The sequence below is a fragment of the Aequorivita iocasae genome, from assembly GCF_016757735.1.
Taxonomy (GTDB): Bacteria; Bacteroidota; Bacteroidia; order Flavobacteriales; family Flavobacteriaceae; genus Aequorivita; species Aequorivita iocasae.
In genome coordinates this window covers 1,565,453-1,587,506 of the sequence record NZ_CP068439.1, presented here as the reverse complement: position 1 = coordinate 1,587,506, position 22,054 = coordinate 1,565,453, and the positions used below count along the sequence as shown (strand labels likewise).

Here is a 22,054-nt window from a genome sequence, read left to right as displayed (position 1 = left end):
TTTTTAAATTTTAATCAATTTAATGAAATAATTAGTGCAATGGAAGTGCATTTATTGGCCACTACATTTTTCGCATATTCCTTTAACAACGAGGTTTACATCCTCTGCCAAATATCCTTCCGGTAAATTGATATGAGGGATTTTGTGCTCCGTTAAACAAACCGTTTTGTTGCAGTTTGAGCAATGAAAATGGAGGTGCAAATCCTGTTCTATTTCGCAATTGCAACCATTTTGGCAAAGGGCATATTTTGAAATTCCTGTGCCATCATCAATTTGGTGTACGATACCGTTTTCCTCAAAAGTTTTAAGGGTTCTGTACAAGGTAGTCCTATCTGATTTTGTGAAAGCATTTTCTATATCTGTAAGTGCAACCGCTATTTCTTTTTGTGCCATATACTTGTATATAAGTATGCGCATTGAGGTAGGACGAACTTTTTTACCCTCTAAAAATTTTTCAACTTCATTCATTGTTATCTATTTTTAACGCTGTTGTTTTTTAAGGGATTCTCCCGTTTTTATTTGAAAGGCATTCTCAATATCTATTACATAGATAATACCATCGCCCTGTTCGTTGGTTTTGCCATTGGCAATGATTAAGTCTATGGCATCTTGCGCCTCTTCATTTTGACAGACCAACTCCAATTTTACCACAGGGCTGTCGGTTACGTGAAAATCGAGCGAAGGTTTTGCCCCTTTTGCCTTAAATGCACCAGTGCCTTCTGCCTGTGATAATGTCATACTTTGAAAGCCACTATCAGCAAGGGCTTCAATAACTTTCTGAATTCTGTTCGGCTTAACATAAGCTTTTATCTCTTTCATCTGAATATTATTTTGTTCAACAATTACAAATTTTTTAATGGTCGTGTTCCAGTTCGCCTTTTACCATTTCGGACGATAGCGTGTATGCTCCCTTGGTAACCACTTTAGCTTCTTTTGGCATATCGGCTGGTAGATTTATTTCAACAAAACCCAAATCTGTAATTCCTGTGCTTATTGGAATCATTTTAAACTTCATTTTGTTCTTTTCTTTTTCGCCATCTTCATCCAAAATAAAAATAAAAGATTGTTCGCCGTCCTTGATGATAGCTTCTTCGGGTACTGCATAGACCATTTTTTCATCCTGTGCAATCCTACCTTCCACATACATTCCGGGAAGCAGTTCTTTATCCTCATTGTGTACGTCTGCGTGGACGTGCAATGCTTTTGGGTCTGTTTCAAAAGTTTTACCAATGGCGTGTATTTTTGCCTTTAAAAGTTCATCTGGTTTGGATGCCACTGTAAAATATATTTCCTGTCCTTCCTTGACTTTATGAATGTCCTTTTCATAAACCTTAAAGTCGGCGTGGATTTCTGTATTGTCGCTCACCGTGAACATTTTAGTCTGTGGTGCGACATAATCGCCAAGGCTGACCATCACTTCATCTACAAAACCACTAATTGGTGACGTAATAGGTACTGCCGAATATATTTGACCTTCCAAAACCTTGCCCGTATTAATACCCAAAAGTTTCAATTTTGAACGCAATCCATTGACACTGGACATAGTAGAACGAAATTTGGACTGTGCCAGTTGAAATTCCTTTCCTGATGAGACACCCTTCTCGTAAAGGATTTTTTTACGCTCAAAATCCTGTTCCAAAAAGACCAGTTCATCGTTCTTTTCCTGAAATTCCTGTTGCATTGTAATAATATCTGGATGCTCCAAATAAGCCAATACCTGACCTCTGTTCACTTTGTCGCCCTCAATGACATTGATGGAACGGACATTACCACCAACAAAAGGACTGATGTTCGCTCTATCCTGTGGAAACAACTCCAACTGTCCTGTAACTTTTATGGTGTTGCCCAAGTTTTTTTGTTCCAAAGGTTTCATTTCGAGTCCAACCGTTTCCGCTTGTGCTTGGGTAATTTCCACTACACCTTCTTCCTCTTTGTGTCCTGTTTCTTCGCCATCGGAAAGTTCAGCGGTTTGTTCATCGCTGTGACCCGATTCGCTATCGGGTTTATTATTGCAAGCCATCAATAAGAGTATGGCCATTATTGAACTGAAAATTTTTATGTGTTTCATAATTTGATGAATTTTTAATTATAGATTGCCCAATTGGTATTGTACCTCAATGGCCTGTTGGTTATATTGGTTGATGTATTGCAAATGATTTTGCTTTATCTTGATGGCACTGTTGAGAATAGTGATATAGTTTATATATTCTATTTCGCCTTCCTTGGATGCCAATTGTGCCGTGGCTATCTGTTCTTCTGCCAATAGCAATGCACCTTCTTCATAATATCGCAATGTCTTCTGTGTTTTTTCAAGGGATTTGAGCAGTTGCGAAACTTTGCTTTCGGTAGTTGCCTTTTGCTCCAAATATTGGCTTTCTGCTACCAGTGCATCTGCCTTGGCCGCCTTTACCCTTGCTTTCTGCGGAAAAAACCAAAGTGGAATATTGATACCTGCCTGATAGGTATTGAAACCGGAAACATCGTCCACCACCTGTCTTCCATAGGAAAAACTGAATTTGGGAAAAAACTCCGATTTCTCAACGCTTACATTAGCTTTGCTCACTTCGGCATTTTGTTGGGAATATTGTAACATTGGATTGTTCGCCACTGAAACAGAATCCAGCACCGTCATAAATTCCATCGGTTCATAGGGAACGGTTGAAGTCTCAATGGCTTTGTCCATACCCAAATATTGTTTTAGAGCCCGCTTGGCAATCTCTATATCGTCATAAGCCTGTTGTTTTAATACTTGAATCTGTTGGTATTCGGAAGATGCAGCGATAAATTCCAATTTGCCCGTTTCTCCCGTATCGTATCTCAATTGTGCGGCCGTTTTAAAATTGACGTACACACTGTCCAATTGTTCCGCAAAATGCAATTGTGCCTTGTAATAGTTTATCTGGTCATAAGCCTGCATTACATTTTTTACCAATTGCTGTTCATTTAGCACATAGAATTTTTCGCCCAGAGCAATGCGTTCTTTATAAAACTTTGATTTTGAAAAACCAGAAAGCAAATCAATATTTCCCTGCTGTACGCCGATGGTTGTTTGAATTCCCGGAAGATTATTTCCGTATTCTTCCTTTCCAGTAAAAACTTGGGTGCTGCCAAGGTCAAAACTGGTGCCTTTCATTGCCTGCTCCCGTTGTATAAAAGCTTGGCTCTCTTTAAGGGATGGGTAATTATGTTTAGCCATTTCAATAGCATCATCCAAAGTGATGGTAACAGGGGTTTCATCTCCGATGTTTTTATCCTGTGCAAAAGCACTACCTGATGAAATTACACCGCCCAATAGTAACAATATGGTAACTACTGTTGTTGTTTTGTTGATATAGCTTACGTCCCCACCATTTTCTTTCTTTTCTTTTCGGGATTCCAGCCAATAGTACAATACTGGAATCACAACAAGGGTCAAAAAAGTTGCCGTAATCAAACCACCAATAACCACTGTTGCCAAAGGTCGTTGTACTTCTGCACCACCCGAGGTAGAAACCGCCATCGGGATAAAGCCCATAATGGCTGCGGTTGCCGTCAGCAAAATTGGACGTAAACGCTCGTGGGTAGCTTCGTAAATTCTGTCTTTTAAATTAGTCATTCCACTTTCTTTTAATTCATTAAATTTGTTTATAAGTACAAGTCCGTTTAAAACCGCAACTCCGAACAGCACAATAAAACCAACGCCTGCCGAAATACTGAATGGCATTCCCCTAATCCAAAGCGCAAATACACCACCAATAGCGGCCAAAGGCACTGCCATATAAATCATTAGTGATTGCGAAAATGAGCTCAATGCGAAGTAGAGCAATATAAAAATCAGGGCAAGTGCAATGGGAACTACAATCATTAAACGGTCAGTTGCCCTTTGTAAATTCTCAAATGAGCCGCCATAGGTTACGTAATAGCCTGCTGGCAATTCTACTTCCTTTTCAAGTTTCTGCTGAATTTCCTCGACCATAGTTTTGACATCCCGCCCACGGACATTGACGCCAACCGAAATGCGACGAGACGTGTTATCCCTTGAAATTTGCATCGGACCAGATTTATAACTGATGTCTGCCACTTGGTTAAGCGGTACTTGTGCGCCACTTGGCAAATCGATGTACAGGTTTTTAAGGCTGTTAATGTCCTGTCTAAATTCTTTTGCTAACCGAATGACCACATCGAACCTTTTTTCGCCTTCAAAAATGACGCTTGCCTTTTCGCCCGCAAATGCGGCACTTACATAATCGTTCAGCTTGTCAACTGTTACACCATATTGGGCCATTTTTGCGCGATTGTATTCCACCGTCATTTGAGGTAAACCGCTTGTAGCTTCCACATTAAGGTCAGCCGCTCCGGGTACGGTTCTAATGACCGCAGCGATTTCCTGTACCTTGTCTGCCAACACTTCCAAATCCTCTCCGTACAATTTGATTGCCACGTCCTCACGAACCCCTGTAAGCAATTCATTAAAACGAAGTTCTACGGGTTGGGTAAACACGAAATTTACACCGGGAACAACTGAAATTTTTTCCTGTATTTTTTCTATGAGTTCTTCTTTACTATCGGCGGAAGTCCATTTGCTTTTATTCTTTTCAAGTATAATGTAGCTATCCGCAATGTCCATAGGCATCGGGTCTGTTGGTATTTCAGCCACACCAATCCTTGAAACTACCGTTTTTACCTCTGGAAATTCATTGATTAAATTTTGAAGTTTTTTTGAAGCTTCGATGGACTCTGTAAGACTGCTGCCGGGTTTAATTAACGCTTGAAATGCTATATCGCCTTCATCAAATTTTGGTATAAATTCGCCACCCATATTGCTGAAGATAAATCCCGCAATTAATAGCAGGGTAACTGCGCCTATAACGACAACAGTCTTAAAACGAAGTGCAAAATTGAGCAATGGCACATACGCTCTGTTCAAACCTGACATTATTCTATCGCTGAACCTATCAATTCTATTTTCAAATTTTGCAAACCAACCGTTTTGGTTTTTTGCAGGCTTTAGGAACATCGTCGAAATCATTGGCACATACGTAAGACAAAGGATAATCGCTCCTAAAACTGCAAAACCGAAGGTAAAAGCCATTGGACGAAACATTTTGCCTTCCACGCCAGTCAAAAAGAGAATCGGTGTAAAGACGATAAGAATAATAAGCTGTCCGAAAAATGCCGAATTCATCATCGTACTTGCAGATTCATAGGCAATTTCATCCATTTCCGCCTGACCTATGGCAGTTGTGGTTTTTTTCATCCGTTGATGGATATGGAACACCATTCCTTCAACAATGATTACCGCTCCATCCACGATAATTCCAAAGTCGATTGCACCCAAGGACATTAAATTTGCCCATACGCCAAATTGTTTCATTAAAATAAATGCGAAGAGAAGGGATAAAGGGATTACCGAAGCTGTAATTAATCCGCCACGGAAGCTTCCTAATAATAGCACCAAAACAAAAATCACAATCAGTGAACCTTCAATTAAGTTTTTCTCGACCGTGCTTGTGGTTCGGTCAATGAGGTCACTTCTGCTTAAAAATGGCTCGATATAGACACCTTCGGGCAGGGACTTTTGAATTTCCTTAATACGAATTTCAACATTTTCAACAACATTTCCGGGACTTTGTCCTTTCAGCATCAAGATTTGACCACCTACTGATTCGTGACCGTCTTGGGTAAATGCACCGTAACGTACTTGGCTTCCGTAGCCCACTTTTTCTGCGACATCCCTTACCAAAACCGGACTTCCATTTTGTGAGGTTACAACGGTATTTTCCAAGTCCTCAATACTTCGTGCCAAGCCTTCGCCACGGATAAAATTGGCTTGGTGGTTTTTTTCTATATATGCACCGCCTGTGTTGGCATTGTTCATTTTTAAAGCCTCAAAGACTTGGTTCATTGTAATGCCAAAACTTTTAAGTTTATCAGGATTTAAAGCGACTTCGTACTGCTTTACAAAACCTCCAAACGCGTTGACCTCTACAACTCCAGGTACTAATGCCATCTGTCGCTTTACAATCCAATCTTGGATGGTACGAAGCTCCATTGCATCATATTTATCTTCGTACCCATCTTTTACTTTTAAGGTGTATTGAAATATTTCGCCCAGACCTGTAGTAATGGGTGCCATAAAGGGTTTTCCGAAGCCTTCGGGTATCTCCTCGTTTACCTCGGCAAGCTTTTCCTGAACTAATTGCCGTGGCAAATATGTTCCAGCTTCATCCTTAAAGACAATGGTTACCACGGAAAGACCAAAACGTGATACCGAACGCAGTTCAATGACATCTGGAAGATTGGCCATTGCCAATTCTACAGGGTAGGTAACAAACTGCTCAATATCTTCCGTTCCCAAATTGGGGGCAGTGGTAATTACCTGTACTTGGTTGTTGGTAATATCGGGTACAGAACCCAGATTTATAGTGGCCATAGACCAAATCCCTGTGCCTACAAGTGCCACAATGAATAATCCAATAATAAACTTGTTATTAATGGAAAATGAAATGATTTTGTTAATCATAGAAAAAGTTTAATGAATTATAAAAAGTATGAAGCTGACCATTAGAGAAATGGCAACACTAATTTATAAGACCTGCTTTTTGCAGGTATTCATTAAACTCGTGGGGGTTGAAAAAGGGATTCCAGATATCTGGAATTCAATTGGAAAGTATAGTAGTTAAATTGATTTTGAGCCTCATAAGAAACTTCATTGATTAACGTTGGCTGAAAAGGTGTAAAGAAGACAAAATGTTGGCAACATTGATGGCTCGTGTGCAAAGGCTCGTTATCGTGGTCTGAATCCTGATGATGGTCGTCAGGTTTTCCATCATCATTTATATAATCTTCATAAACATATTCAAAAAAAGAATATCCTTCATTTTGTTTGTGGTCTTGGTAATGAGTGATAAAATGTGATATTTCTTCAATCTGCTCACAAACTTCCATATTGGCCGCTATTCCTTGAAAAAGGAACAGAAATGACATTGATATGGAAACGAATATTTTCATAAAGTTTGACAAATATACGAATTTGTAGATGCAATTGGTGTGCAAAGTATTAAGACGTTGTCAGCAATTGTTTTTTGAATTGAAGGACCAGAACCTGTTCTGTTGGTAAAAATAAATACAACAAGCTCCTTTGTCTGGTTTTAGAATCGTTTTACAACTATCAACTATATTCCCTTATGAATCCTCAAATCTCATCCAAGTATTTTCGGTTTTTTTCCACCGATTTCTTAAACTGTGATGGTGACATCCCAGTAATTTTCTTAAACTGATTGCTTAAATAGGCAACACTACTATAATGTAGTTGAAAAGCTATTTCACTTAAGGTTAATTCATCGTAAACTATGAGTTCTTTTACACGTTCAATTTTTTGGTTGATGATATATTGCTCAAATGTGATGCTTTCTACTGATGAGAATAGGGAACTTAAATATTTGTAATCCAAATTAAGTTCACCACTTATAATATCTGCCCATTTTAAATCGGTTTCGTCGTTGGAATGATGTATTTTCTCAACAACCAAAGTTTTCATTTGCTCAATAAGTTGACTTTTACGGTCGTCAATCAAACTAAAGCCAGAATTTTGAAGAGCTTTGGAAAGATTATTTTTGGTTTTGGCATTCAATGTTGAAAGTAATTTGACCTCCCCCAATTTTATAGAAACATACTGTATTTCAAGAAGTTCCAAAATATTGGATACTGCCGAAATACATCTTGGGCAGACCATATTTTTTATGTGGATAGTCTCATTCATATTTTATCTGTATCAAAATAATGTCAATCCGGATTTGTATAGAGAGTAATAAACAGCTAGTAATGCCGCTGCTATAAAAATTAATACTATCACAACCACAGCAATGATTTTGTCTTTTTTTGATATATCACTTTTGGGATGATGTTTTATTCCTTCATTTTTTCTTTTATTTCTTCTGCTTTTACTCATCACCGTTATCATTTAAAAAATCAAGATGACTAATTCAAACTACTCAATTAATAATAATTTCAATCTATTGTATGGTTTCTGTTACTTCACCACAGGTTAACATTGCTTCTCCATAGTATGGGTTTCTTATCTCTTTTTCCAAACTTATCCAATATGCGCCCTTATTATTATCGGCCATAGGGCAAAACTCGATGTAAACTTCTTGGTCAACTCCAAAAAGCTGCACACTACTTATCATATGGGCAGAAAGATGCTTGAAATGTCCTCTTTGTGTTGCTATTTCGGAACTGTTACCAATGGCATTAGCAGAGGCCTTTATCTCCATTTGAATAGTCATCCAATGATTATGCGCTTTTTCATCAGATAACAACTTCATATCCACTTTAGTTAAAGACTGGCTTATTTGCTTTCCTGCTTGTTGAGCATTTTTGGCATTATCGTTAACCAAGGCGTCCTTTAAGAGGATATAGTCTTTAAAAACCTGCTTTAACTGATTTTGAAATTTGCCTGAAACCGTTATTCTTTCTTTCATTTCTGAATGATTGGCTTTATCTGCATTTTCTCCAGTACTGCCTTCTTGCATACCCAAATGACCTTCGTGGCCTGTCATTGTTTTACCGCCAGATGTATTCATCATACTTTTTTTGCCCTGTAACTGGGCAGCAGCATCCACGGTAAATGTTCCGTTGGTTACCACCTCTTCGCCGTTGTTCAGTCCTTCCAAAATGGTGTACACGTTGCCGTTTTTAGTCCCCAAGGTTACTTGGCGCATTTCAAAAATAGGTTCGTTTGGATTTGTTTTTACATACACCAAAGACCTGCTTCCCGTCCATAAAACAGCAGTGGCCGGAACGGTTATCTGGGATTGGGTAGAAGTTCCTTTTGACATCTGCACTTTTGCTGAAACGAACATTCCGGGTTTCAACAAATCCTCTTTGTTGTTCAATGTGGCACGAACTGCAACGGTTCTGGATTTTGTATTCAACGTTGGGTCTATAAAAGATACCGTTGCCTCAAATTCCTTATTGGGATAGGCATTGGTGGTCACTTTTATTTTTTGACCTTCCTTAAGTTGGGAAATTTGGTTTTCATACGCATCGAACATTGCCCAAACCGTTCCTAAATCGCTTACTTTTAAGATGGGTTGTCCTTGCTTTACGTAGTCGCCTTCCTCTGCCATTTTTTGGGAAACCGTACCTGAAACTGTGGCATAAATGGGGAAATTTTCCCGCACTTTTCCCGAGCTTTCAATTTGGTTGATTTGGCTTTCTGAAAGTTTCCATAATTTTAATTTATTGCGAACCGCCTTGTATAAAGCAGGTTGCGATGCTTTCATAGATGCTGCTGTTAAAAGCTCCTGTTGCGCAGCAACAAGTGTGGGTGCATAAATAGTTGCCAACAATTGCCCTTTGCGAACTTCCTCTCCCGTGAAATTGACATTCAGCTTTTCGATTCGGCCTTCAAAATAACTTGCCTGTACCGCATTGGCTTCTTCGTTGGCCATTATTTTTCCGGAAAGGGATAAAGTGTTATTGTCAGTCTCGGAAACATTGCCAACAACGGTGGTTTGGATATTTGCCAATGCCATTGCGTTATCGGACATTTTTATTTCGTTCATTGCCAGTCCGTCTGCGCCTGTTTCCGCAGGAATCAAATCCATACCACAAATAGGGCAGTCGCCTGGTTCGGGTTGCATAATCTGTGGATGCATTGAACAAGTCCACATTTGGTTTTTCAATGTAGAATTCTCGGTCATATCAGAAACGTTTTTAGTGTTTGCTGAACCTTCTACGGAACGGCCAAAAAAGACGTAGCCCAATACCAATCCTATAATTAAAATGGCGATGTAAATGATGTACTTTTTCATAATATATTTGCTTAATTCTTTGTAAAACCCAACAGATTTTTAAGACCTGTTAGGTTTTAGTAATTATAATTATTCTGCCGCTTGCAAGCGCTTTATCATTGCTTTCATTTCAGCTATTTCTTTTTCTTGTGCTTTAATGATATCATCTGCCAATTTACGTACTTCAGGGTCTTTGATGTCTGCTCTTTTACTCGTTAAAATAGCAATAGAATGGTGTGGAATCATCGCCTTCATATAAAGAACGTCACCAATAATGGGTGCTTGAGCCCTTACCAAGCCATATGCACTAACAAAAAGTATCAAACTACCCAATAGGACAGCGATGTTCTTCTTCTTATTTTGGTACATTTTGCGCATAAAGAACCACATTATCACGGCCATACAGGCTATTCCCAAACAGGCCATATAAAATCGGGTTAGACTGAAATAGACGTGGTCTATTTCATAACTGTTCAGATACATCGTGATGTACATTGCGATAAAAGATGCGGCGAGCATCAAAATAAATTTTGTGTAATTGCCTTTGCTTTTGTGCTGATTTGAATGTTCCATTGTTTTAGATTTTTTGGTTATTATTTACTTATTTTCTTTTTTACTTTTCTAATTGTTGGCGAGGAAGTGTACCACAGCAAGAATCCGCTTAACACTGTAATCAATCCCAAAAGCGAAAACGCCCTTAATACGATGGTATTGAAGTTGTCGCGCGTGTCATAGTCCATTGTGTGGGTCATCCATAAAAAGTCGAACCAACGCCACGCTCGATGCCTTACGGTCTGGAATTTTCCGTCTGTTACCGAAACATAAGCTTTGAGTGCTTCATTGGTATCATACGAAATAACATAGGCTGGCAATAGCTTTTCCCGATATTCGTGATAGTCGTCCACTTTTGTTATTTTTTCAATGTTTGCCACTTTTAAACCTTCTTTCATATAGTTTTTGGCTACAGACAGGGCTTCTTCTTCCGAAATATCTTTTTTTGCTTCTCCAGTTTTTGCACTGTACAATTTATGATTGTTAATCCAATAGTAAGGCTCGTTATTTATGTCGCGAATCTCAACAGTCCTAATGCTTTGATTATTATCGATTTCTGAAGGACTTATTAGATTGTCAAAGGCTTTTGGCACATAATCTAAATTGCGAAATTGGTCGCCGTGAATGTCGTCTATGTTCGTCCAACTAAAATACATTCCGCTGATGGTCCAGAACAGGAATTGAATCCCTAAAAAGAGCCCTAAATATCTGTGGGTCTTTCGTATTTTGATTGCTGTTTTTCTGTTGACCATAGTAATAAATTAGTTTCGTTTGATTAAAATCATTTAGTTCACAAAAAATTTCACAATCAATCCACCAGCAATCCAAACGTAGCATACCAAAGCAGCATATTTCAAGATATTTTCAAGCAACTGGCTTTTTGGTGCCATTTCCTTCATATGTTTTACATCTTTCCGTTTGAAAAAACCCAGATAGAGCATAAATCCTGAAATTGCCAAAAATGCAATGTTCAAAAAGAAGGTGTAATCTATTTTAAAGTATTCACTATCCTGAATTTTAACTTGTGATGGGTCGGGCAAAATGCTCAACAAATCAAATGAATAATGTAAGATTAGTGATGTACCTATTAATGCCGTAAACAACAAAAACAAAATAAACAATGACATTTTCCAACCATAATATTTCGCATTGATGCGAAGGATTGGAAACACTACCAAATCACTAAAAATAAATGCCATTACACCAGCAAAACTCACACCTTTCCCAAACAACAAAGCTGCCAAAGGAATATTTCCCATAGAACCAATAAAGGTCAAAAATGCTGCAATAGGCCCAACAATGATATGCTCAAGGATTTCAAAAAAAGTAAAATCGGTATTGCCATTACCACTATTGATGAATAAGGTTTGAAAGAATGAATCGGGAACGAAAGCAGCGACAATCCCTGCAATGGTAAAGCCAACGGTAACATCTTTCCAGACCATTTTCCATTCCATTCCGTATTGTTTGGAAACTTTTGCCCAACCTTTTTCTGATTGAATTTTCTTTTTCCACGATTTGGATTCGTCCATATCATCGTCGTCCTTATCCTTTAAATTTTTTCTGGCGTTTTCGATTAGTTTTTTAGGATTTATCAAGCGTATCAATAGCCACGAAATGAGAATCAATAAAATTCCGCCGACATATTCGCCTACTATGAATTGCCAACCAAGAAAGATGGATATGATGATACCCAGCTCAATAACCAAATTAGTGGAAGCCAATAAAAAGGCAATCGATGACACGAAACTTGCCCCTTTTTTAAAAAGGGATTTAGTTGATGCCAATGCCGAAAAGCTGCAAGAACTGCTTATAAAGCCGAAAAATGTTCCGAGTAAAACACCTTTACCTTCGTTTTCGCCCATTGTTTCCTGCATTTTCTTTTCAGTGATAAAAACCTGAATCATACTGCTGATGATATAACCGAGTGCAAATGCCCAAAGTGCCATCCAGAAAAATCCGGTGGTGGTAAATGCCGCTTCTGCCCATTGTTTTAGAAAGTTGTCCATTATTGATATATATTGATTGCCTGAAAACGGAAGGGAACATAGAAACTACCCAGTAAACTATGTGTCCCCTCCAAGGTCAGGGCTTTATTACCAAACGTTTTAAATTCTGGTATTAATAAATAAGTATAAAGTTACCTGACAAAGGAAGAGAGATGTTATTATTTTAAGGATTTAATCTCTCCTCCCTCTTCTGCAGGCTACTATTAACCAAATCAACTTCTCTTTTTCAAAATTCATTGTGCCTGACACGGGAAGGAATAAACACTAACCATCAACATTGTTTTCCTTCCCAAGACAGGACTTAACAACTATCCAATGTCCTTATCATCTTTTACCTTCTGTTAACTAAAAACCAGAATTTTATAAAGATTCTTAAACAAGGAATATCTATTGAATAGTTTTTTGAACTTTCCCGCATTTAAGCATTTTACTTCCGTAATATGGGTTTCTAACTTCGTTACTTGAGCTTAACCAAGCACTCCCTTTATCATACATTGGACAAAACTGTTCGTACAGCGTGTTTTTTGTCCCTGTAATGGCAACCATATCTGTTATGTCCTTGCTCAATGTTTTAAAATGCTCACGTTGGTGGTCTATGGCACTTTCAGAAATGTGTTCTGCGTGCTCGGTGGCATCTTCTATGATATCGGCAAGTTCTTTTTGTTCTTCTTTGGTATAACTTTTCGTGTCAAAGGCTTTAAGTGAAGCCATTAATTTAGTTCCAGCTTGTGCTGCCTTTTTTGTATCATCGCCTACCAAAGCATCTTTCAGCATAAAATAATCTGCAAGAACTGATTCTGCATTTGGATTCATTTTATCCATTTTCATCGAACTGTGGTCCATTTTCATATCACCGTGCTCGTTGTTCATTTTTTCTTTTTCCTGTGCGTTGGTAAAAGAAACTGCTAACAATAGCATTCCTGCTATACTCATTTTTAAATTTTTCATTTTTATTATATTTAATTATTGTTTATAAACTGTCTCTCAATTGTTCCATAAATTGTATCATTTCCTCTTTTTCATCAGCTGAAAAGATAGCATCGCCGTGAATGTAGGTGTAGGATTCCAGCGGCATTTCATCATCCTTAATTTGATTGATGATGGATTTTAGCTTGCTGTTTTTCCTTCTATCGGAATAATCGTCCCATTCATTAAAATTCAATTCGGCTTTACCTTCTTTGATGTGGTCTTCCAAAAACCAAGCTGCTGGCTGAATTTTACTGTACCACGGATACTCTGTGTTATTGCTATGGCAGTCATAGCAAGATACCTCTAACTTTTTCTGAATGGTTTCCGGAACGGTATTTACCAAGAGAAAATCTGTTTTTGGTACGGTATCACTTTGGTTCAATTCAATAGGAAAAAATTGGATTGTTATAAAAGCGACCAGAAAAATAAGGGCAATGATTTTTAGAATTTTCATCAAAATATTCAATTCAACCTACAAGGAACCCTGCTGTTGCTTCGTTTCTCGCAATGCAGGGAATATCTTGTAGTTTATGATTAATTAATTTCCTTTTCCACTTTACCGCAGCCCATCATTTTGCTACCGTAATAAGGGTTTTTTACTTCTTTCTCCATACTTAACCATTCACTTCCACCGTCGTACATTGGACAATGCATTTGGTACATTTTACTATCTATTCCGGTAATAGCTACCATATCAATCATATCCTTGCTCAAGGTTTTGAAATGTTCGCGTTGGTGGTCCATTTCGCTTTTGCCTATGTGCTCTGCGTGTTCTGTGGCATCAGCAACTATGTCTTTCAACTCTTTTTGTTGTTCGGCGGTATAGCTACTGATGTTTAGGCCTCGAAGGGCACTTTCCAATGTCTTTCCAGCTTTGGCAGCAGCATCCTTATCTGTAGCCACCAATGCATCTTTTAACGACATATAATCTGCCATTACTTGTTTGACATCAGAAGCTTGCGCTTCAGAATTCATCGTATTATTGGATTCGTCCATTTCATCGTGTTCCATTCCTTCTTCGTGATGATGTCCTTCTTCAGAAGACATTTCGGTGTTCATTGCATCGTCTGAATGTTCTTCTTTTTTACCGTCTTTACAAGACATTGCTGTAAGACCTACAAAGGCCAAAGCCAATACTGATGTTGTTACTTTTAAATGTTTCATTTTGATTTGATTTAGATTAATACTTGTTTTTATTTGATTTATATATTGAATGATTAAAATCTCACGGATAGTCCACCACCTGCACCAAAACGGTTGTCGTAGCTTGCCATCAATGAAAAGTTTCTTGATAAAAAATATTCAACACCTGCGTTCCAAGTAACTTCTTTGTCGAAATTGTCTCCAAAGGGAAGGTCATCAACCCAACCGAAATTAGCTTGATATTCATACATTCCAAAAATGGCCGTTCGTGGGAAAATCAGGATTTCACGACTTAAACTGATTTGTGGACGTAATTTGCTGTCAATCCGCACATCGAGATTGAATAAATAAGGTGTCAAAAACCGAACTCCAGCAATTGCAGTTGTCGTTATTTCGTCCAAACTATCATCCATTTCGTTTTCTATATTCACACCACCAAAAACCCGTAAATAATCGTGCAGATATCGTTCGTAGGTTACTTCGGCTTCCAGATTTTGATTCCAACCATATTCTGCGGAAACATTAAATTGGTTTCGAATGTTTGAAGTCACAAAATTAAACTCTGTCATATGTGAAGCTGCATCAACCATTGCCCACGTATAATATTGGTCAGCTTCATTAATTAAATTCTTAACTGGATATTTCGCCATTCTTGGGTCGCGCGGCGTATCGTAACTTACAACTCTCGCCATCCCACTCATCATATGGTACAATATGTGGCAGTGAAAAAACCAGTCGCCATATTCGTTGCCATAAAATTCTATCGTAACCTCTTGCATTGGTGGCACGTTTACGGTATGTTTTAGTGGCGAGTACTCGCCATTTTTGTTGATGACCCTAAAAAAGTGTCCGTGCAAATGCATTGGGTGGTGCATCATCGTGAGGTTATTCAAGGTTATACGGGTAACTTCTTTATGGTTTATCTTGATATTGTCGGCTTCCGAAAGCGGCACACCGTTCATACTCCAGATATAGCGGTTCATATTACCAGTAAGGTTCAACAGAATTTCCTTGACGGGAATATCTTTATCGTAATTGGTTTTTTCTGGAGATTTCAAATAATCATAATTGTATTCAGAAAACATATCCATTCCGTCCATTTGCATAGTGTCCATTCCATCCATTTTGGTGTTATCGTCATTCATTTTCATTTTTGAATGGTCCATTTTGGAATGGTCTATCTTTTCATCCATCATTGAATCTTTCGGCATATCCATTTTCATTTTCTCTTCATCTATCTTCATCTTTGAATGGTCCATTTTACTGTGGTCCATTTTATCGTTCATCGTTGAGTCCTTGGACATATTCATATTCATTTTTTCCTCCTTCATCTTCATTTTGGAATGGTCCATCTGCATACCGTCCATTTTCATTCCATATTCCTCTTTCATTTCATAGCGTTCATCTTTCTTTGGTTGGAATTTCAATGCGTGTGCTCCCATTTTCATCTTCATTTTTGCCATTTGTTGCATCATTTGGATTTTGTCTGGTTTAGGTACAATTTCAGCAGGAAGGATTTTACCAGAACCTATATATGCCAAGGCAGTTCCAGAACCATCTTGCGCCATTGCACGGAATTCAATCTTTCCATCTTCGGGAACGGTTACGATAAAGTCATAGGTTTCCGCTATGGCGATAAAGGTTTTATTGTGTTTTACTGGAACGTCGTCCTTACCATCTGCTGCTACCAAAGTTGGTGTGTCGCCACCAAAAGTCATCCAAAATTGCGATGAGGCAGAGCCATTGATGATTCGTAAGCGTACTTTTTCGCCAGCTTTAAATTCAGGATATTCCGCTACTTCCTTTCCATTGACCAAAAATGCAGGGTAATAAATATCGGCAATGTCTGCGCCTTCCATTCGTTGACGCCAGAAATCGAGCTGTGCACCAAAGGCACCTCTTGCAATCACTTTATTTAAAGGTGTAGATGTACCCTTTTTCATTTGATACCATTCATTACCACGTTTTAGGTTTCGAAGCACATTCATTGGTTTTTCGTTTGTCCAATCTGATAGCATTAACACCAAATCTTTGTCATAATCCAAGGTTTTTTCTTTTGGTTTAATGACGATAGAACTAAAAACACCGCTCTGTTCCTGTAACATTGTATGTGAATGGTACCAGTATGTGCCGTTTTGCGTTATGGCAAATTCATATTTAAAAGTAGTCCCAGGCATTATGGGTGGCGTGGTCAAATAGGGAACGCCATCGTAAAAATTCGGTAAAATAATTCCGTGCCAATGCACCGAAGTTTCTACGCTCATTTCATTTTTTACGTAAATGACAGCATATTCGCCTTCGGTAAATTCGAGCGTTGGTCCTGGAATGGTCCCGTTGACCGTCATACCTTTTACTTCCTTGCCAGCCTTGTTGACCATTTCTTCCTTTAACGTCAGGGTATATTCGTGAACAGGTAGATTGTCAGGATTTCCTTCTGTCGATTTTTCATAAATGGATTGGGCAACAACTGTTTGACCAGTCATTAGTATCAGTACTATTATATATTTCAAGCTTTTCATTTTCTTTTTTTTATATAATTACATCAATTTTTTTGAACAATTTAACTCATAAGATTATAGTTTTAATTGGTTAAATAATTGATGATTGTGGATTGTATGTAATACATTTTTATAGATTCAATTTGATTGATTTGGAACTTCAATTGCAGTTCCTGTATGTCCAAAACATCATTAAAATCTATAGTTCCCGTTTCATAATTTTTTATCAGGATTTCTTCGGCATCTTCGGCTTGTTTTAGGTTTTTGGATTGTGTATCGTAACTTATTCTTGCGGAATTTCTATCATAAATTGCTTTTGAAAGCATTGTCTGCAAAGCATTTAACCGTTCTTCTTTTTGTGATGTGATTTCTTGCTGTTTCAACTGGTTCTGTTTGGTCTGGCTCTTGTATTTATTGTTGAAAATTGGAATCGAAAGCGTGACCATCGGCATCAATATATCCTTACCATTATCAATTAAAGTCATATCGGTTCGTTCTGAAACGGGAATGTAGTCCAACCCAAAACCGAGCATTGGGCTGCTTTCTTTTTGGTTCAAAAGTTCCGACTGTGAGACTGATTCATAAATCTTATCATATTTGGTAAGCTCTGGATGCACCTTTAGATTTTCTTCGGAAATGATGTCGATTTCAGCTGGAATTGTCAAATCACTCATTACGACAACTTCCATATCATTATCCCTATTCAAAAGATTATTGAAAATGGCTTGTTCCGCCAGATATTGTTGCTGTAAAACTTCTTTGGTCTGTTGAAGCTCATTTTGCCGAATCTGCAATCGCAACACTGATACAGCCGATGCCTTTCCTACTTCAACCGATGTCAATGCCAGACGCTCATAGGTTTCAAGCAACTGAATGTTTTGTTCCAAAACTTCCTGTTTTGCTTTGTTTGCCATTAGGTTGTAATAAGATTGGGATACGGACACAATCAATTTCCGCTTGGCTATGACCAATTCCTCATATTGTGCTGCTGCCATTGAACTGGCATAATTTTCCCTTGCCGAGATAGTGCCAAACCACGGAATCATTTGCTTTAATGAAAGTCTTGCTCGTTGTGCACCGACCCTTGTTTCGGGTTCGCTTACAAAATAGCCTGCGCTCACTTCAGTATTTGGCAACCAATTGGCTTCATTTACTTTTTCCGATGCAATTTCATATTGAAACTGAACCTTTTGGATTTCGGGACTGTTGGTAATGGCTTCATCTATATAGGTCTGCAAATTCTGTCCATAACTATTGAAAGCCGAAAGACATATCCCGAAAAACAAGACGAATTTAATATGTGTTTTCTGTTTTATCATTGTTCGATAGTTATAGTTTGTGGTTCGTTTTTGAGCTTTCTTTTCGCAATACGTTCCTTCCTCCAACTGAAAAGTACAGGGACAAGGAAATAGGAAGTTGTGTCCAATAGCATTCCCCCAAAAATTGGGATGGACATTGGTATCATAATGTCACTCCCTTTTCCTGTGGAAGTTAGTACTGGCAACAATGCCAAAATGGTCGTAACCGTTGTCATCAAACACGGACGTATTCGTTTTGAAGCCGCTTCCAAAGTAGATTTTCTGATTTCCGCTTTATCAGTCGGGTCATTTTTATCGAATGTTTGTGTAAGATAGGTGGCCATAACTACACCATCGTCCGTAGCAATTCCAAATAGTGCAATAAAACCAACCCAAACCGCCACGCTCAAATTGATGGTTTTTATATTGAAGAGGTCTCGCAGGTTTTCGCCAAAAAAATTAAAGTTTAAAAACCAATCCTGGCCATAAAACCAAATCATCACGAAACCGCCTGCAAAAGCTACTGTAATTCCGGTAAATACCATTAACGTGGTAGAAACCGCACGGAACTGGAAATACAATATCAAAAAGATGACTGCCAGCGCTAATGGCACGATAATCGACAGTGTTTTTTCTGCACGCAATTGATTTTCGTATGTTCCTGTAAATTTATAACTGATGCCTTTTGGCATTACCAATTCGCCATTGTCAATTTTTTGCTGGATAAGTGCCTGCGCATTTTCCACAACATTTACTTCGGCGAAACCATCCAATTTGTCAAATAGCACGTAGCCCACCAAAAAAGTATCTTCACTTTTGATGACTTGCGGCCCTTGTTCGTATTTAATGGTCGCCAATTCGCTCAAGGGAACGGGACTGCCTTTTTCAACAGGCACATAAATATCTTTCAAATCTGATGGGTCTCCACGTAATTCTCTTGGATAACGCACCCGAACGCCATAACGTTCCCTGCCTTCCACGGTTTGGGTAAGCACCATTCCGCCAACTGCTACTTTCAGCACATTTTGAACATCTTCGATGGTAATGCCGTAGCGCGATAATTTTTCTCTGTCAATATCGATTAGTAAGTAGGGTTTACCAACAATTCGGTCTGCAAAAACGGCTTCTTGTTTAACGCCTTCGGCTTGTTTTAGAATATCTTCCAATTGAACACCAAAAGCTTCAATCTGCTTTAAATCCTGTCCTTTCACTTTAATTCCCATTGGGGCGCGCATTCCGGTTTGCAACATTACCAAACGGGTTTCTATGGGTTGTAATTTCGGGGCAGATGTAACGCCAGGTAATTTTGTGACCCTTACTATCTCGTTCCAGATATCGTCAGGCGAACTGATTTCTGGGCGCCAGTTTCGGAAGAATTCGCCATCGTCATCCGGAATCAATTTTTCTGAAGATGCATCGACAGTAATAGATACTTTCTTGCCATTTTTCCGGGCAGTCTCTACTTTTTCAGAACCAACAGGCCTGTTGGGGTTCTCAATGAGACTACTGTCTTTCATTATAAAAAACCCATTATCATCTACTTTAAAACGTTGCCTTTTCCCTTCTTTCAGCATATATTCCTGTTTATACTGAATCATATTTTCATACATTGACAAAGGTGCGGGGTCGAGTGCGGATTCCGTCCGACCCGATTTACCGACAACGGTTTCAATTTCGGGAATGCTCGCGACGGCCATATCCAGTTGTTGTAACACACGTTTATTCTCTTCAACGCCAGCGTGCGGCATTGAAGTTGGCATCAATAGGAATGAACCTTCGTTGAGGGAAGGCATAAACTCTTTTCCGGTGGTTTTAAAAATGAGGAAACCTGAAATCAACAAGGCTGTTGGAATGGTCAAGAACAAGAGTCTGTTTGCGAGTGCCCATTTTAAAATTCGGGTATAATATCTTTGGAAAATGGAAAAAACTCCCAACAGACCAAAGCAGATAATGCCCACAAAAAGAAGGTTCCAAAACACACTTTTATCGACACCTAAAGGACGCCAATATTCTGCCAAAAGGAATACAATAGCAGCAACGGAAAGGTAGATATTAATATAGTTAGAGCGCTTGTGGGACACATTTCCACGTAGTTTTGCAAATGCCACAAAACCGAATGCAATTAAAATAACACCTATCCAGTGCGCAAAAATCACGGCTATAAACCCAGCCAGAATCAAAAGGCTATTGATACCGTAATTCGTGTTTTTATGAATATTCCTGTTTTTAAAGAAAATGGCCGCAAATGGCGGAATTATAAACAGGGCTATAATTATGGACGCTGTGAGCGCAAATGTCTTTGTAAACGCCAGGGGACGGAACAGTTTACCTTCGGCACCAATCATCGTAAATACAGGGATAAAGCTGATAATCGTGGTCATTACGGCAGTCACAATAGCTCCTGAAACTTCGGCTGTAGCCTTATATACCAATTTATTTATAGGTAGCTTTTTATTATCCTCATCCAGATGCCTGATGATATTCTCCGCGAGAATAATACCCACATCCACCATTGTGCCAATGGCAATGGCGATACCCGAAAGTGCCACAATATTGGCATCTACGCCAAAGAATTTCATTGCAATAAAAACCATCAGCACTGCAACGGGCAACAGTCCTGCAATTAAAATGGATGCCCGAAGGTTGAACACCATTACGATGATAACTAAAATTGTAATAAGAATTTCAAGCGTTAATGCCTCGTTGAGCGTTCCCAAAGTTTCCTGTATGAGTTCGGTACGGTCATAAAAAGGAACAATCGTTACTTGTGAAGTTCTGCCATCGGCCAATACCTTTGAAGGCAACCCTTTGCTTAACTCCGCAATTTTTTCCTTTACGTTAGTGATGACTGCCATCGGGTTTGCGCCATAGCGCGCCACGACAACCGCACCCACAACTTCTGCACCTTCCTTGTCCAAAATGCCACGACGTGTAGCCGGACCAAGCGTAACATTGGCAATATCACTAATTTTTATAGATGTGTAATTTTCAGAGGTTACGACGGCATTTTCAATGTCAGCCACAGATTTTACATAACCCAGACCTCGAACGAGATATTCCGCTTGATTGATTTCCAAGGTTTGAGCACCAATATCCTTATTGCTTTCCTTTACAGCTTTCACGACTTGGGCAAGCCCAATGTTGTATTGTCGCATCAATTCTGGATTTACGTCTATTTGGTATTCCTTGACATAACCACCAATGGATGCCACTTCTGAAACTCCGCTTGCCGATGCCAAAGCATATTTTACATAATAATCCTGAATACTTCGTAGTTCCTGTAAATCCCAACCTCCAGTGACGTTACCATCTTTGTCTCGCCCTTCAAGCGTGTACCAAAATATTTGTCCTAAACCTGTGGCATCAGGACCCAAAGCTGGATTTACACCTTCAGGTAAAAGGCCACTTGGCAAGGAATTCAATTTTTCAAGGATTCGGCTTCTACTCCAGTAAAATTCGATATCCTCATCAAAAATTATGTAGATGCTTGAAAAGCCGAACATTGATGAACTACGAATGGTTTTTACGCCAGGAATACCCAATAACGTCGTGGTCAAGGGATAGGTTATTTGGTCTTCAATATCTTGTGGCGAACGACCGTCCCATTTGGTAAAAACAATTTGTTGGTTTTCGCCAATATCAGGAATGGCGTCAACTGCAACAGGGTCACTGGGCAAAATTCCAGTTTCCCAATTAAAAGGTGCATAAACCGTCCCAAAACCTACAAATGCAACGAGCATAAGTACGGCTACGAGTTTATTTTCTATTAGAAATTTTATGCTTTTATTTAGCATTGGCATTGATTGTTA

16 protein-coding genes are annotated in these 22,054 nt (G+C 38.8%); all 16 read right to left on the bottom strand.

Features of this window, described 5'->3' with window-relative positions; translation table 11 throughout:
* Positions 1 to 51: 51 nt before the first annotated feature.
* The 16 genes from JK629_RS07370 to JK629_RS07295 all read right to left on the bottom strand — a co-directional run bounded on the left by JK629_RS07370 (position 52) and on the right by JK629_RS07295 (position 22,039).
* Complete coding sequence (locus tag JK629_RS07370) at positions 52 to 468, bottom strand: Fur family transcriptional regulator (protein WP_202337892.1); 417 nt, start codon at positions 466 to 468, stop codon at positions 52 to 54.
* Between the two features lie 12 nt (positions 469 to 480).
* Positions 481 to 819 carry a P-II family nitrogen regulator gene (locus JK629_RS07365; RefSeq protein WP_202337891.1) on the bottom strand — a complete coding sequence of 113 codons (339 nt, stop codon included), beginning with the start codon at positions 817 to 819 and terminating at the stop codon, positions 481 to 483.
* A gap of 34 nt (positions 820 to 853) precedes the next feature.
* A complete protein-coding gene (locus tag JK629_RS07360; protein ID WP_202337890.1) occupies positions 854 to 2,068 on the bottom strand; it encodes an efflux RND transporter periplasmic adaptor subunit in 1,215 nt (404 codons plus the stop codon).
* An 18-nt stretch (positions 2,069 to 2,086) separates the two neighbouring features.
* On the bottom strand, positions 2,087 to 6,502 hold the full coding sequence (locus JK629_RS07355; RefSeq protein ID WP_202337889.1) for a CusA/CzcA family heavy metal efflux RND transporter: 4,416 nt from the start codon (positions 6,500 to 6,502) through the stop codon (positions 2,087 to 2,089).
* 92 nt (positions 6,503 to 6,594) lie between these two features.
* Positions 6,595 to 6,990, bottom strand: a complete 396-nt coding sequence (locus JK629_RS07350; protein ID WP_225626184.1) for a hypothetical protein — start codon at positions 6,988 to 6,990, stop codon at positions 6,595 to 6,597.
* Positions 6,991 to 7,174: 184 nt separating this feature from the next.
* On the bottom strand, positions 7,175 to 7,741 hold the full coding sequence (locus tag JK629_RS07345; protein WP_154192134.1) for a helix-turn-helix domain-containing protein: 567 nt from the start codon (positions 7,739 to 7,741) through the stop codon (positions 7,175 to 7,177).
* A 253-nt stretch (positions 7,742 to 7,994) separates the two neighbouring features.
* Positions 7,995 to 9,797: an efflux RND transporter periplasmic adaptor subunit gene (locus JK629_RS07340; protein ID WP_154192136.1), complete on the bottom strand. Its 1,803-nt coding sequence runs from the start codon at positions 9,795 to 9,797 to the stop codon at positions 7,995 to 7,997.
* 69 nt (positions 9,798 to 9,866) lie between these two features.
* Complete coding sequence (locus JK629_RS07335) at positions 9,867 to 10,349, bottom strand: DUF305 domain-containing protein (protein WP_154192138.1); 483 nt, start codon at positions 10,347 to 10,349, stop codon at positions 9,867 to 9,869.
* Positions 10,350 to 10,369: 20 nt separating this feature from the next.
* On the bottom strand, positions 10,370 to 11,080 hold the full coding sequence (locus JK629_RS07330; RefSeq protein ID WP_154192140.1) for a PepSY domain-containing protein: 711 nt from the start codon (positions 11,078 to 11,080) through the stop codon (positions 10,370 to 10,372).
* A gap of 33 nt (positions 11,081 to 11,113) precedes the next feature.
* On the bottom strand, positions 11,114 to 12,337 hold the full coding sequence (locus JK629_RS07325) for a permease (protein WP_154192142.1): 1,224 nt from the start codon (positions 12,335 to 12,337) through the stop codon (positions 11,114 to 11,116).
* A gap of 387 nt (positions 12,338 to 12,724) precedes the next feature.
* Positions 12,725 to 13,285 (bottom strand): DUF3347 domain-containing protein, encoded by a 561-nt coding sequence (locus JK629_RS07320; protein ID WP_154192144.1) that lies wholly within the window; start codon positions 13,283 to 13,285, stop codon positions 12,725 to 12,727.
* A 22-nt stretch (positions 13,286 to 13,307) separates the two neighbouring features.
* Positions 13,308 to 13,760, bottom strand: coding sequence for a heme-binding domain-containing protein (locus tag JK629_RS07315; protein WP_154192146.1), 453 nt, complete (start codon positions 13,758 to 13,760; stop codon positions 13,308 to 13,310).
* An 80-nt stretch (positions 13,761 to 13,840) separates the two neighbouring features.
* Positions 13,841 to 14,470 carry a DUF3347 domain-containing protein gene (locus JK629_RS07310; RefSeq protein ID WP_154192148.1) on the bottom strand — a complete coding sequence of 210 codons (630 nt, stop codon included), beginning with the start codon at positions 14,468 to 14,470 and terminating at the stop codon, positions 13,841 to 13,843.
* A gap of 53 nt (positions 14,471 to 14,523) precedes the next feature.
* Positions 14,524 to 16,968: a multicopper oxidase domain-containing protein gene (locus tag JK629_RS07305; protein ID WP_154192150.1), complete on the bottom strand. Its 2,445-nt coding sequence runs from the start codon at positions 16,966 to 16,968 to the stop codon at positions 14,524 to 14,526.
* A 62-nt stretch (positions 16,969 to 17,030) separates the two neighbouring features.
* Positions 17,031 to 18,266: a TolC family protein gene (locus JK629_RS07300; RefSeq protein WP_154192152.1), complete on the bottom strand. Its 1,236-nt coding sequence runs from the start codon at positions 18,264 to 18,266 to the stop codon at positions 17,031 to 17,033.
* A complete protein-coding gene (locus tag JK629_RS07295) occupies positions 18,263 to 22,039 on the bottom strand; it encodes an efflux RND transporter permease subunit (protein ID WP_154192154.1) in 3,777 nt (1,258 codons plus the stop codon). Before JK629_RS07295 ends, JK629_RS07300 begins: the two co-directional genes overlap by 4 nt.
* Positions 22,040 to 22,054: the final 15 nt, after the last annotated feature.